Source organism: Sulfitobacter guttiformis (assembly GCF_003610455.1).
Lineage (GTDB): Bacteria > Pseudomonadota > Alphaproteobacteria > Rhodobacterales > Rhodobacteraceae > Sulfitobacter > Sulfitobacter guttiformis.
On record NZ_RAQK01000002.1, the window covers coordinates 967,638 to 981,308 of the forward strand.

Consider the following 13,671-nt stretch of genomic DNA (forward strand, 5'->3'; position numbering starts at 1 on the left):
GGGCAAGCTATCGCCGATGCTGCTTTTTGCACCGCCGAAAGCTATTGAATCTTATCAGCAATTGCCAACTGTGCCGCCGCGAGGCGCGCAACCGGTACGCGGAAGGGTGAACACGAAACATAGTCGAATCCGGCCGCGCGGCAGAATCCAATCGATTCGGGGTTGCCGCCATGTTCGCCACACACCGACAATGTGATGTTCGGCTGGGCTGCGCGGCCACGTTGCGCACCCAGCGTCAGCAACTCGCCTACGCCTTCATGATCGAGGGTGTGAAAAGGATCTTCATCGAAAACCCCCTGCTGGACATAGTCGGACATAAACCGCCCCGCGTCGTCGCGCGACAGGCCGTAAGTCATCTGCGTGAGATCGTTGGTACCAAAGCTGAGAAAAGCACATTGCGGGGCAATCTCACCTGCGCGCAGCGCCGCACGCGGTGTCTCGACCATCACGCCAAGGCGGTAGCTAAAGTTCACGCCGCGCTCCTGACGCACGGCATGCGCAACCGCATCAATTGCCGCCTTGACGATCTCGACCTCGCGACGCGCTGACACGAGCGGAATCATGATCTCGGCGATCACCTCTTCGCCATCCTCACTCGCGTCCACAATCGCCTCGAAAATCGCGCGGGCCTGCATGTCATAGATTTCTGGCACAGTAATGCCAAGCCGCACACCGCGCAGGCCAAGCATGGGGTTATATTCCCGCATCGCCTCGATCCGCCGTGTCACATCCGAGCGTGGCAGGCCCAGTGCCTCGGCCAGTTCGCGCTGGCCGCTAGCATCCATCGGCAGGAATTCATGCAAGGGTGGATCAAAGAGGCGGATGCACACCGGCTTGCCCTGCATGATGCGAAACAGCTGGGTAAAGTCATCGCGCTGCATCGGCAGCAACCGCTCCAGCACCGCACGGCGGCCATCCGATGTATCGGCGAAAATCATCTCGCGCATCACCGTCAGGCGGCCGCTGTCGAAGAACATGTGCTCCGTGCGGCACAGACCAATGCCTTCGGCGTTAAAATTCCGCGCCGTCAGTGCATCTTGCGGAGTGTCAGCATTTGCACGCACCTTGATGTCGGCGCATTCGGTCGCCCATTCCATCAACGTCTGAAAGTATTCGTCCAGGGCGGCCTCTTGTAATGCCGCAGCTCCGGCGAGTATCTGACCGGTCGAGCCATCGACTGTCATCTCATCGCCTGCGTGAAACACACGGCCGTCCTTGGCAGTAATAGTTCTGTCACGCTGGTTGAAAATCAGGCTCGAGGCGCCAACCACACAAGGCAAGCCAATACCGCGCCCGATCACCGCCGCATGACTGGTGATGCCGCCGCGTTCGGTCAGAACAGCATTGGCCGCATGCATGCCGCGCACATCCTCACTCGACGTTTCGCGGCGCACCAGAATACAGGCCTCACCACGCGCAGCACTCGCCTGCGCTTCGCCACTGTCAAACACCAGTCGCCCCGTCGCGGCACCCGGACTGGCAGCGATGCCTTTTCCTATAACGTCACGCCGGACCGAAGGGTCGATCTGGCGGTGCAGCAATTCCGTCAGGAGGCGCGGCTGCACCCGCATCAATGCTTCCTCACGGCTGATTACACCATCTTGTGCCAGCGTTACGGCAATCCGCACCGCCGCACGCGACGATCGCGAAACCCGCACACCGTCAAGTATGTGAACAACACCATCCTCGATCGCAAATTCGACCTGCATTTCGGCGCGAAGCCGTTGCCGCATCAGACCGGCATAGGTTTTGATCGTCTCGAATGCCTCTGGCAGCTTTTCCTCTAGCGAGGGTCCGCGCGGGTCCCGTGTGAGATAGAGAGATGCTGTATCACCAGCAAGCGCGTCGCGGCCCTGACTCTGGCTCAGATACCGGCCGGTGACCTGCGGCGCGCCTGTATCGCTGTCGACGAGCTGTAAAACACCCGATCCACAATGCCCTGTGCCCAGCCCGAATACCATCTGCTGTACCACAAGACCCAGCCCCGCATTCACTGGCGCGCCCTTGGCCTGCCGCAAAAGCCGCGCCGAAGTGCCGTTCCACGCCCGCGCCATTGACCGCAAAACCGCTGCCAGCTGGATACGCCGTGACTGTGGAAATTTCTCTTCCGCCTCTTCCTCATAGGCGGCGATAGTCTCTTGAAGCGCGGCACGCCCTTCGCCCTCGATATGATCGAACATATCCGGATCAAGACGCTCGACATTGATGGCATAGGTTTGGATGAACCGCGAATAAAGGGCTGATGCCGCCTGCTCGCCCATGCTCATGCGGTAGCTTTCGAACCGTGCATCGTTCATCCCGATATTGAGAACAGCACCCGGCCCGCCCCAATCAGGGTCTTGACTGGAAGGGCGCACACACAGCAGAGCATTCATGGGAAACTGGTCGACGATCTTGCTCACGTCCGGCAGCCCGCCGTTGGCAATATTTGCCACCGTCCCAAAGGACAGACCGACGGTGCGCGGCACCGGAAGATCCATACGCACCAGCCGCTGCAAACACTTGGCCCGTCCGCCATGGGTGGCGGTGGCAACAGGCGCGGACGGTGTGATCAACGTGGTGTCGGGGTTATTCTGCATGAGCGTGCTGCACTGCGGCATCCTATGGTTTCAATTGCAGCATAAACCCTATCGGTCACAGAGCAAACTGTTTCTGACAGCCAGTACCGTCAGATTTATTTGACACTCTCGACGCCCACGCGCCAGAGCGCAGGGGGCAGCCTATCGGGTCTGTACCACGCAGTATTTTGCGTTCGTTTCTACAATGAAACCGGTTTCAGCCGTCGATACGCGTGAGATCGGCAACCGACGAACACAGCGTACGGATACGACTGAGCAGATTGAGACGGTTGCGGCGCACGGTCCCGTTGTCGGTGTTAATCTGCACAGTTTCAAAAAATGCATCGAGTGCGGGGCGCAGACCTGCCATCGCAGACATGGCCGTGGTGAAATTCTGCGCCTTCATTGCGGGCGTGATCACCGACTCTGCGCTATCCAGCGCTGCAAACAACGCGCGCTCGGCGTCCGCATCAGCAAATTTCACATCCGCCCCAAAGGAGTACTCGACCCCGTCAGCCTCTTCGGCCTGCGACAGGATGTTGTTGGCGCGCTTGAACGCCTGCAACAGGTTCTCGCCATCGTCGGTCTTAAGCGTGTCACTGAGAGCCCGGGCGCGTTTGACCAGCAATGTAAGATCATCGTTCCCCTCCATCGCAATGCAGGCGTCGATGATGTCATGGCGAATGCCTTGGTCTTTGAGATAAACCTTCAGGCGGTCGTGGAGGAAGGATAAAAGGCTGGTCGGCATATCCAGATTGGTGAAGTCCGCCTCCTCATCCGGGTTAGATAGTTTTACACCGTGTGCGCCGAACCCTTTCAAGGAAACACTACTGACACCTACGGAAAGGTCATTTTCCACAACTATCCGAATTACACCCAGCGCCGCACGCCGCAGTGCGAACGGGTCCTTGCTGCCCGTAGGCTTCTCATCAATCGCCCAGAAACCAGTAAGTTTGTCTATTTTTTCAGCCAAGGCTACGGCGACAGACACAGGCGCAGTTGGCACATCGTCCGACGGCCCCAGCGGCGCATAATGCTCTTGGGACGCTGCGGCAATCTCATCGCTCAGTCCCGCCGCCTTGGCGTAATAGCTTCCCATCAGGCCTTGGAGTTCGGGAAATTCATAGACCATTTCCGAAGACAGGTCGGCCTTGGCGATCCTTGCGGCCTGCTCGGCAGCGTCCGCGTCTGCGCCAACCATCGGGGCCAGCTCGCGCGCCAGCAGGGCCATTCGCTCAATGAGTTCGGCCTGCGTACCTAGCTTGTTATGGAAGGTGACGTTTTTGAGGTTCTCGACCCACGCCGCCATGCCAACATCAGACTTGGCAATCCGCAAATCATTGTCCCAAAAGAATTTGGCATCGGCCAAACGCGCGCTCAGCACCTTCTCATTGCCCGCAAGGATCGTCGCGCCATCATCGGCGGTGCTGCGGTTCGCGACGGTAATGAAACGCTCGATCCGGCCCGTTTTGGGGTTACGCACGGAAAAGAATTTTTGATGTTCCTTCATGGAGGTCTGCAAAACCTCCGGCGGCAGATCAAGGAAGGCATCGCCAATGCGGCCCATCAAAACCACAGGCCATTCCACCAGACCCGCCACTTCTGCCAACAACCCTGCATCCTCTACAACTTCCATGCTGCTGGCAAAGGCCATGTTCGTCGCATCATGCCAGATGGCATCGCGGCGCTCGGCTGCGTCGAGAACAACAAACGCACGCTTCAGCTTGGCCGCGTAGTCGTCAAAGTTGTTTACCGTAATCGGATCAGGCGCGAGAAACCTGTGCCCGTGGGTGGTGTTGCCCGACACGATTCCGTCCACATCCAGCGAGACAACCTGCGCGCCGTCCTCACGGCTAAGAATGCAGACAATAGAGTGCAGCGGGCGCACCCATTTAAGGGTTCCCCTCCCCCAGCGCATGGATTTTGGCCAAGGAAAATTACGAATCGTCTGTTCCAGCACATCTGAGATGATATCGGCCGCAGGGCGACCTTCCTTCACGATTTTCGCAAACAGGATCGCACCTTTTGGTGTGTCGCGCTCTACCAGATCATCACGGCTCAGACCTGCGCCACGCAAGAAGCCCTCGATGGCCTTTTCGGGTGCATCCGCGCGCGGGCCTTTACGCTCTTCCACGGTGCGCGGACTAGCATCAATAAGCCCCTCGACGGTCAGGCACAGGCGGCGCGGCGTGGCAAAGGCAGCAGCGGAGGCATAGGTCAGCCCCGCCTCCACCATTGCGTCCGTCATCAGCTTTTTCAAATCGTCACAGGCCCGCGCTTGCATGCGTGCCGGAATTTCTTCGGAGAAAAGTTCAATCAGCAAATCAGCCACTGGAATACCTCGTGTTTGCGCCAAACGGCGTTATTCTATTGGCGCAGTGCGCTGTGGCAAGGGGGGGCATTCTTCGCCCACAATCGTACCATCATATGCCTTTGCGCCACAATCATTCAGTTCATGCCAGGCATAGCCGCGCCCGTCACTTGTGATTGCGACGATCCGGTCAACCCCGAAATGTACGTTCTTCTGGCTCATGAATGTCAGTGCGGTTCCGGCCTCAAGCTCGTCCCCGATTTTCTTTGCGTCAAAACATTCAAACCAGCTCGGAGCATTGCGCGGCTGGGCGCCCTCCACCATCTGGAACGTTTCGGTCAGCAGCGCCAAACTGTAGGGCGTGGTAAAACACGCACGGTAGCGGATCGGAGAGCTGTCGGCGTCGATTGCCTCAAACCCCTCCATGGGAATTACCTCGCCTTGGCTGCTGGCCAACGGCAGCAACATCATTCCATCTGCAGGCGCGTCCACTTCCTCATAAAATCCGTAAATTTGCAGATAATATAGTGCGGCGCCCGCCAGCAATGCAGATACCATTATGAAAGCCCCTAAAAATTTACCCATCGTTGCGTACCGCCTGCTTTATATTCATCACTGCCAGTAGAGGTTGATAAAGCGACGTCGCATGGCAAATGCCCCGTCGGAAGGCCGTTAAAACGCGAAACTGCTGTCGCAGCGCCTGCGCGACCGTTCCATATGACACACTACGCACCCCGGTGATTGCCGATCGGTCGGCCATAGTGTGCGCTTGCCGCATAGCCGAACAGGCCGCCTGTGGCGTCGCACAGCGTGGCGCGCGTTGGTGTCGTGCAAAAATCTGCAGGATGAGAGTCATGCGACCTCTTCGGACCAGCCGCCTGCGCGGGTCTGGACGAAGGCATCGGCGCACATCTTGGTGAGTGCGCGCACCCGCCCGATATATGCTTGCCGCTCGGTCACGGAAATCACGCCACGTGCATCCAAAAGGTTGAACATATGGCTCGCCTTGATCGCCTGATCATAGGCAGGATGCGCCATTACGATGCGTTTGCCTGTCTTGGGGTCGATATGCTCTTGATCAATGATGGCGCGGCACTCCGCCTCGGCCTCCTCGAAATGGCGCAGCAGGACATCCGTATTGGCAATATCGAAATTCCAGCGCGCGTACTCTTCTTCGGTCTGCTTGAAGATATCCCCGTAGCTGAGCGGGATCGGCGCATCGGGATCATTGAACGGCATGTCCATCACATGATCAACGCCGAGGATGTACATGGCCAGACGCTCCAGTCCGTAGGTAAGCTCACCCGATACAGGATGGCAATCATGGCCACCGACTTGTTGGAAATAAGTAAATTGGCTCACTTCCATACCGTCACACCAGACTTCCCAACCCAGACCCCAAGCGCCAAGCGTAGGGCTCTCCCAATCGTCTTCGACAAAGCGGATGTCGTGCAACGCCATGTCGACTCCGATTGCCTCAAGCGAACCAAGGTACAGCTCTTGCAGGTTGGGCGGGCTGGGTTTTATCAGGACTTGATACTGGTAATAATGCTGAAGACGGTTGGGGTTTTCGCCATAGCGCCCGTCTGTTGGACGGCGCGATGGCTGCACGTATGCAGCGGCCCAAGGTTGATTGCCAAGACTGCGCAGGGTTGTGGCGGGGTGAAATGTTCCTGCGCCAACTTCCATGTCGTAGGGCTGTAGAATAGCGCAGCCATGGCGGGCCCAATAGGCCTGCAAACGCAGAATGATCTCCTGAAACGAACGGGGCGTATCTGACATAAATTCGTCCTTTGGCATTTTGCGTTCTTACTAGGCTGCGGGGGGCATGGGGTCAATCAGCGGCGGCACACAGGCCCTCAAAGACGCTGAACTGTCAAAAGCCGCCTAAACCGTCCATTCTTATATAGGAATCACACAAAAATGCTGTTTATGTGCCGCAATGTAATTATGTGAGAGCTGATACGCTGATGTTGCGACTTTTTACGATCTGCCTGACCGCCCTGTTTTTGTGTATTTCCGGCGGTGTCAACGCACAGTCCGTCGACCCCGACGAAGTTGTCTGGGTGCAGATCGAAGCACAGCAATCCCTCGCGCGCGCTACTGATCGCGCCCGCGCCTACACCACTTTGCTGGATGATGTGAACGGTTTTGCGGTGGGTGGCGGGTGGTACGCCATTGTCGTCGGCCCCTACCGCCGTGCGGACGCCGATGTCGTGCTGGCGCAATACCGCCGCGAGGGTATTATCCCGAACGACAGCTTCATCCAACGCTCCGTGCGGCTACGCCAGCAATTCTGGCCTGTGGGCGTGAATATTCTTGGCGGCAACGCGCTCGATGCTCCTGACAGCCCCCTTTCCACGCCGGAGCCTGACCTTCCCCCTGCCCCGTTGACGGCGCAAGAGACGCCAGAAGTTGCGCAGGTCGCGCCATTGCCTGATCCCGAACCAGTGCCCGATACCGAAACATTGTCCGAACCACAGCCGCAGCAGGCAGACGAAACCCCGACCGAAGCACAACGTATCGAGCGTGATCTGACCCCCGAAGCAAAAAAACAACTGCAGGTAATGCTACAATGGGCGGGGTTTTACGATGCTGCGATTGACGGATCGTTCGGGCGCGGCACCCGCAATTCGATGGCGGCATGGCAGGAAGCCAACAACTACGAGAAAACCGGTATCCTTACGACGCTCCAGCGCGCAGCGCTCAAAAAGCAGTATAATGCTGTTCTAGAAGGGCTGGGCCTAGAGACCGTGCGGGACGCACAGGCGGGTATCGAGATAACACTGCCGATGGGTGTAGTCGCCTTCGACAGCTACGAACCGCCCTTTGCGCAGTACACACCTACCGGTGACGTGCAGGCGCGGGTGCTTCTGATCAGCCAGCCCGGCACACAAGACACCTTGTTTGGTCTATACGAGATCATGCAAACCCTCGAGATTGTTCCCCTATCTGGCCCCCGCGAGCGCAACGAGACCGATTTCACCCTTGTGGGCGAAAACGGTCTAATGATCAGCTATACTGAGGCGGCGCTTGTGAATGGAGAAATCAAAGGCTTTACCCTGATCTGGCCCGCGGGCGACGAAGAACGACGCCGCCGCCTCTTGGCCGAAATGCGCGCCAGCTTCATCCGGATGCCCGGCGTGCTGAGCGCTTCAGCGGGCGATGCCTCGCAGCAGTCGATCGATCTGATTTCCGGTCTGCAAATCCGCAAACCCAAAATCTCGCGCTCGGGCTTTTTCATCACGGCAGCGGGGGATGTAGCCACCACATCTGCTACTGTGCAAAGCTGCTCGCGGATTACACTGGACGGCGATACCGATGCCGAACTGTTGGTCAATGACACCGCACGCGGTGTTGCCCTCCTCAGACCGAAGGTGGCGCTTGCCCCCCTCGCCGTCGCCACCTTCGCCAGCAAGCCTGCGCGCCTTCAAAGCGATGTCACAGTTGCAGGCTACTCCTTCGAGGGCGTCCTCAGCTCTCCCTCCATCAGCTTTGGCACGTTGGCCGACGTACGCGGCCTGCAGGGTGAGGAGAACATCAGCCGCCTTGCGCTGCGGGCGCGGACGGGAGATGCGGGCGGTCCCGTACTCGACCGCACCGGCGCTGTAATCGGTATGATCACCACACAGCCAACAGGCGACACGGTCCTGCCCGACGACGTGAGTTTTGCCCTCTCCTCTGCGACGGTGGTTGCGGTCAGTACTGGTGCTGGCCTCAGTCTTCCACCCACGGCTCAGGACGGATTGCCCGGCCTGACCGAATTTCAGCTCGCCGAGAAGGCGAGCGGCATGACGGTTCTGGTCAGCTGCTGGGAGTAAACGCCAAGCTGCACGAGACAAAAAAGGGGCGGGCGTTGTTCGACGCTCGCCCCTTTTGACTTATTGGCAGGAGACTTCGGAACTGCTGCTATTGGGTCAGTGCGGGCGTGACATAGATCAGGGTCGGGCCATCTGCATCAAATGCCTCGCGCACCGCCTGCTGCAAAGTGCAAATGCTCTGCGGGGCGATAGCCCTCGCTCCAAACGCCTCCGCAAGTTTACAAAAAATCGGGATTCTGCGCAATTACCGCATTGGGCGCAATCTGCGCACGTACCATGCTGTCCTCGATCTCGCCCAGTTTTCCATTGTCCCACAGTATAATGGGCAGGCTCAGGCCCAACTCCACTGCCACGCCAAGCTCTTGCATGGTATAGTGAAAGCCGTAATCTCCGATGATCGCCATCGTAGGTTTGCCTTGCCGCGCAATCGCCCCGCCAATCGCTGCAGGCAAAGCGTAACCAAGAGTGCCAAAACCATAAGGATGGTGCCAGTGGCCAGGCTCGTCCATGTCCCAGACTTCCTTGGCGGCATAGGCAAACTGGGTCATGTCGGAGTAAATCATTGCTCCTTCGGGAAGTGCCGCACGCACGGCATCGCAGAAAGGCAAAATGCCGGGGCGTTCGGCGTCGATCTCGGCGCGCCAGCGGGCCCGGGCTTGGGATACTTCTGCTTGCGTCCATTCAAACGTGGCAGGTAAGTCCCGGATCTCTTCCAGTGCGCGAAACACAGTTTGCGCTGTTGCCTTGATCCGCAGCGTTGTACCGCTGTTATCCGCCAGACATTCGGGGTCGATATCAATCCGGACCATGGGGCAATTATGACCCGCATGATCGCGCCAAAGATCAACCTCGGCCAGTTCACTGCCGACGGTTATCACCAGATCCGACGAGGCAAGAATATTTGCGCTGTCAGGTCGCGCAAGGTTGCTTCCGAACAGCAGCGGATAGTCAGCCCCGACGATCCCCCGACCGGCATATGTCGTGAACACAGGGATCTGGCAGCGGCCCAGCAAAGAGCGGATTTCGGGGGTTGCATCCACAGCACCACCGCCAAGGATAAAAACAGGCCTGCGCGCCTTGCGCAGCATGTGGGGTAGTATCAAATCCACCTCGCTCAACTGCTCGATGCCGATACTCAATCCACGATCTGACTCACCGGGTTGCGCGGCCAGTGCAACCAAGGCCCCGATGGGGACCTGAATATGCTTGGGCCGCCTGCGCTTTGTGTGAAACTCCTGAAATGCCCGATTGATCAGTGCATAAGCCGCCTCAGCTGTCCGCGCCTCTTCAGACCAGTCGCAAACAGTCTCGGCAGCTGCACGCTGGTCTTTCATCTGGTGCAGTTGCCCGCGCTTCGCGGCCGTCTCATCCAGACAGCTGGAAATCACCAGCATCGGCACGGAATCCGAATACGCCTGCCCCATCGGCGTCATGATGTTGCAAAGGCCCGGCCCTGTGATCACATAAGCCACGCCGACCTTGCCCGAGGCGCGGGCATAACCATCGGCCATAAAGCCTGCCCCCTGCTCGTGACGGGCTAGGACGTGGGTGATGCCCGCCTCCTCGATGCCGCGGTACATTTCCTGATTGTGCACGCCGGGGATGCCGAAGACCACATCGACCCCGCGCGCCTTGAGCAAGTGTGAGATTTGCGCACCCAGCGGTCGGGTTGCGGGATCGGACATCACGCCCTCCAGAATTTGACAGTAAAGAGCACGTAGACAACCATAAGCTCCAGCCGTCCCAGCAGCATCGCGAGCGTCAAAATCCATTTGGCTGGATCGTTGAGAGACGAGAAATTGCCCGCTGGGCCGATGATATCGCCCAGACCGGGTCCGATATTGCCCAGAGCAGTGGCTGCGCCTGAAACAGAAGTTACAAAATCAAGGCCGGTCATCGACAGCGCAACGGAGACCAGCCCCAATGTCAGTACGAAAAACATAAAAAAGGTCATCACGGAGGCAAGTACTTCTTCGGTTACAGGCCTGCCGTCGTAGCGGGGCGTAAAAATACCGTGCGGCGAGCGGATGCGCCGCAGTTGGGTACGGATAGATGCGAACAGCAATTGGTAGCGGAAGATTTTGACAGAACATGCAGTTGATCCCGCGCATCCACCAATCAGCCCGATGAAGAAAAACAAAGCGACCGCAAATCCGCCCCACCGCATATAGTCGACCGAAGAGTATCCGGTGCCGGAAATTATGGAGGTCACGTTGAAAAATGCCTCGCGCACTGCCTGCTCGTTGTCCAGATGAACACCTTCTTCGAGCAAAAGCACCAGCATCACAATCAGCACGCTTATGGTGATGACAAAGCCGCGCACCTGCGGATCTCGGTGCAATGCCATCGGATTACCGTTGATCAACTGGACATAGCGCACAAAAGGTAATGCCGCGAGGATCATGAAAACCCCCGCCACATATTCGAGCGGCCCCTGAAACACCCCGAATGAGGCATCATAATTGGCAAAACCGCCTGTGGAGATGGTGGTCATCGCATGGGCAGTGGCGTCAAACACATCCATCCCCAGCGAAAGATATGTCATCGCACAAACCAGCGTGAAAGCCACGTAAAGCCCGGATATCTGCGTTGCGATCTGGCCTGCACGGGGCAGGATCTTACCCAGCGTATCAAAGCTTTCGGATTTGAAAATCTGCATGCCGCCGACGCGCAGTTCGGGCAGGAATACCATCGCCACAACAATGATACCGATACCACCCAGCCATTGCAGGATGGCCCGCCAGATCAACAGACCTTTGGGAAGATCATCCAAACCCGTAAAAACTGTAGCACCCGTGGTGGTCAGGCCCGACATCGACTCAAATACCGCATCGACGATCCGCGCATCCGTCTCCCCCAGTACAAAGGGGATCGCTCCGAACAGGGGCAGCGCCACCCAGACAGTCGTTGTGAGCAGGAACGTCTGCTGGATCGTCAGCCCCTCGCGCACCCCACTGGCACAGGCAAGGGCAATCGCGGCGCCCCCCATGAGGGTCAGCATGGCACTTTGTAAAAACACGGGCCATTGACCGCGCCCTTGGGCCAAATCAACCAAAAGCGGGACCAACATCGCGACCCCGAGCACAGCCACCAAAAGGCCAATTACATATCCAACTGGGCGCAGATCCATCCGCGAAGGGTTGGCGCGCTGCGCCGCAAGTGTCAAGCGACTGCGCACGTCACATTCACTTGGACCGATGGAAATATCAAGGTTCTGGCACAGATGCCCTAACGCAAAAAGCCTGCCTCTTCACCCCTCTATGGGGTCGGGGGCAGGCTATCGTTGCAATAAGGTTCTCTTGAAGTTCAGGAGTAGTAAAGGTCGTTGAAGACGTGGTTCACGATGTCATCACGCTTGAGGCCCATACGTGCCAGCTCATCATCGGATTTGGCGCGCAACGCCTCAACGCGGTTAACGCGCGCATTGCTGTTTGTGCTACCTACGATGGCGGCACCGATGCTGCGGAAAATCGTCTCAAGCTGACCGAGCGCGTTGCGCGCTGTCAGGAAAGGGGCGGAGGAAATGCTCATGCCGCGCGCTGGAATTTTTGCGGCGAATTGCTCGGATGCGGATTGATAGGTCATCGAATATGCCTTCGTATTTCTTCTTCTGCTGCGGGATCATCCCCGTGCTCATGAGATAGGCCTCGCTGCACCGCAGCACCACCACCATACTTGCATAGCCGCCAACCGCTGCACGCAGGATCACACAGGACGATCAAGCCCCGAATAAACAAAAAAGGGCCACTCCTTTTCCCGGAGTGGCCCGCCTGTCAATATAGCCAGTCCACAAGACGGTGGCGATTTAGCCTACGTGGAACAATGTGTTGAACAGCTTTGGATCAAAGCTTGATTGTGCAAATGTCGGCCCTTCGGTCAACACGCTGACCGCATCGTGGCTGTGCAGGCTTTCCTGATGACTTGCGATAACCCGAAAATCCGAAATCCGCGCATCGGCCAGTAGCTGCTCACAGAACAGACGCGCTGCATCTTCGACAAAGACTGGATTTGCGGCGTTCAGCTCCGCAAACGCCTGCTCATCCTCGCGCTTTACCATCACTTGGGTCTCGGTAGGTACCGCGCGGCGGCAAGCTTCGATCAGATCCTCGAACCACATTACGCCAGCGTCATTATCCAACAGCACAGAAACCCGCGCGACGGAGCGTTGTGAATGCGGGGTCGCAAGCTGGTTGCGGGTGGCGCGTGCATGCTCGGACAGCTCAAGCGAGCAAGGACAAGTGCTGGAATAGACATAATCGAGGTGTATGATCTGCTGGCGCACGCCCGCATGTTCAACCAGCTCAAGCGCCACATCGTAATACTGGTATCCTGTCAAACCGGACCGCAGGCTGCTGATCTTCATCGGAAACGAGAACCGCATCTGTATCCGCGCATCAAAGCTTTCCAGATCAGTAATATAATCCTCTAATGCCGCTTCGATCACCTTAAAGCTGAATGTGCTCTCGGCGTGTTTGTAAAAGCTGCGCATGATACGGGACATGTTGATGCCCTTTTTGTCCGCCTCGAGGCTCACGGTGCCCGTCACCGATGTCTCAAGCGTGAGAGGCCCGTTATCACGGGTTTCAAACTGCACAGGAAGACGAAAGTTCGAGATGCCCACATGCTGGATCTGCTGCTTCGCACCCTTGATCAGGCTCGAAGGGCCGTTTTGCAGGTCCGGCAGGCTCTCTTTATACTCGGGCTCGATCGCGAAATCGGCAGGGTAGTCACGCTTGAGCAGTGGATAGGCCGCGCCCCCCGTGAGCATCTGCGCAACCGCAGGATCAAGGGTTGCAAGCTCAGTCGCGTCCGCGCTTGATGCCCAAGCCCGCAATGTTTCAAGCGCTTTTTCCGCAGCAACGCGGTCTGGTGTCGGAGTAATCGGTGTCGAGATGTTCATGGGTTGCCCCCCTTGGTCGGTCAGGAGCCATAAGTAGGCCGCTGAAATCATATTACCAAAAAAATTTACGCCATAACGGGG

8 protein-coding genes and 1 pseudogene are annotated in these 13,671 nt (G+C 57.8%); 1 reads left to right on the forward strand and 8 read right to left on the reverse strand.

Annotated elements, in window-relative coordinates; genetic code table 11:
• Nucleotides 1-41: 41 nt before the first annotated feature.
• From C8N30_RS17255 to C8N30_RS17270, 4 genes are all read right to left on the reverse strand, one after another.
• Nucleotides 42-2,579, reverse strand: a complete 2,538-nt coding sequence (locus C8N30_RS17255; protein WP_025061544.1) for a putative PEP-binding protein — start codon at nt 2,577-2,579, stop codon at nt 42-44.
• A gap of 196 nt (nt 2,580-2,775) precedes the next feature.
• Nucleotides 2,776-4,890, reverse strand: a complete 2,115-nt coding sequence (gene glyS / locus C8N30_RS17260; RefSeq protein ID WP_025061543.1) for a glycine--tRNA ligase subunit beta — start codon at nt 4,888-4,890, stop codon at nt 2,776-2,778.
• A gap of 30 nt (nt 4,891-4,920) precedes the next feature.
• The gene (locus C8N30_RS17265) at nt 4,921-5,427 is read right to left on the reverse strand and encodes a DUF6446 family protein (RefSeq protein WP_232222792.1); all 507 of its coding nucleotides are present in this window, start codon (nt 5,425-5,427) and stop codon (nt 4,921-4,923) included.
• Between the two features lie 294 nt (nt 5,428-5,721).
• Nucleotides 5,722-6,651 (reverse strand): glycine--tRNA ligase subunit alpha, encoded by a 930-nt coding sequence (locus C8N30_RS17270; RefSeq protein WP_025061540.1) that lies wholly within the window; start codon nt 6,649-6,651, stop codon nt 5,722-5,724.
• Between the two features lie 188 nt (nt 6,652-6,839).
• On the opposite strand from C8N30_RS17270, the gene C8N30_RS17275 reads away from it, so the two are divergent.
• On the forward strand, nt 6,840-8,690 hold the full coding sequence (locus tag C8N30_RS17275) for a trypsin-like peptidase domain-containing protein (protein ID WP_025061539.1): 1,851 nt from the start codon (nt 6,840-6,842) through the stop codon (nt 8,688-8,690).
• Between the two features lie 88 nt (nt 8,691-8,778).
• Here C8N30_RS17275 and C8N30_RS17280 read toward each other — a convergent pair.
• The 4 genes and pseudogenes from C8N30_RS17280 to folE2 form a co-directional block, all read right to left on the reverse strand.
• Nucleotides 8,779-10,375: pseudogene (locus C8N30_RS17280) on the reverse strand (5-guanidino-2-oxopentanoate decarboxylase).
• A complete protein-coding gene (locus tag C8N30_RS17285) occupies nt 10,375-11,820 on the reverse strand; it encodes a TrkH family potassium uptake protein (RefSeq protein ID WP_025061538.1) in 1,446 nt (481 codons plus the stop codon). Before C8N30_RS17285 ends, C8N30_RS17280 begins: the two are co-directional and overlap by 1 nt.
• Nucleotides 11,821-11,996: 176 nt before the next feature.
• A complete protein-coding gene (locus C8N30_RS17290; RefSeq protein WP_232222791.1) occupies nt 11,997-12,275 on the reverse strand; it encodes a DUF1127 domain-containing protein in 279 nt (92 codons plus the stop codon).
• Nucleotides 12,276-12,495: 220 nt separating this feature from the next.
• On the reverse strand, nt 12,496-13,590 hold the full coding sequence (folE2, locus tag C8N30_RS17295) for a GTP cyclohydrolase FolE2 (protein WP_025061536.1): 1,095 nt from the start codon (nt 13,588-13,590) through the stop codon (nt 12,496-12,498).
• Nucleotides 13,591-13,671: the final 81 nt, after the last annotated feature.

Coding starts and splice junctions, on each gene's coding strand:
- C8N30_RS17255 (WP_025061544.1), bottom strand. CDS start 2,579: ATGCAGAATAACCCCGACACCACGTTGATCACACCGTCCGCGCCTGTT.
- C8N30_RS17265 (WP_232222792.1), bottom strand. CDS start 5,427: ATGGTATCTGCATTGCTGGCGGGCGCCGCACTATATTATCTGCAAATT.
- C8N30_RS17270 (WP_025061540.1), bottom strand. CDS start 6,651: ATGTCAGATACGCCCCGTTCGTTTCAGGAGATCATTCTGCGTTTGCAG.
- C8N30_RS17275 (WP_025061539.1), top strand. CDS start 6,840: ATGTTGCGACTTTTTACGATCTGCCTGACCGCCCTGTTTTTGTGTATT.
- C8N30_RS17285 (WP_025061538.1), bottom strand. CDS start 11,820: ATGGATCTGCGCCCAGTTGGATATGTAATTGGCCTTTTGGTGGCTGTG.
- C8N30_RS17290 (WP_232222791.1), bottom strand. CDS start 12,275: ATGACCTATCAATCCGCATCCGAGCAATTCGCCGCAAAAATTCCAGCG.
- folE2 (WP_025061536.1), bottom strand. CDS start 13,590: ATGAACATCTCGACACCGATTACTCCGACACCAGACCGCGTTGCTGCG.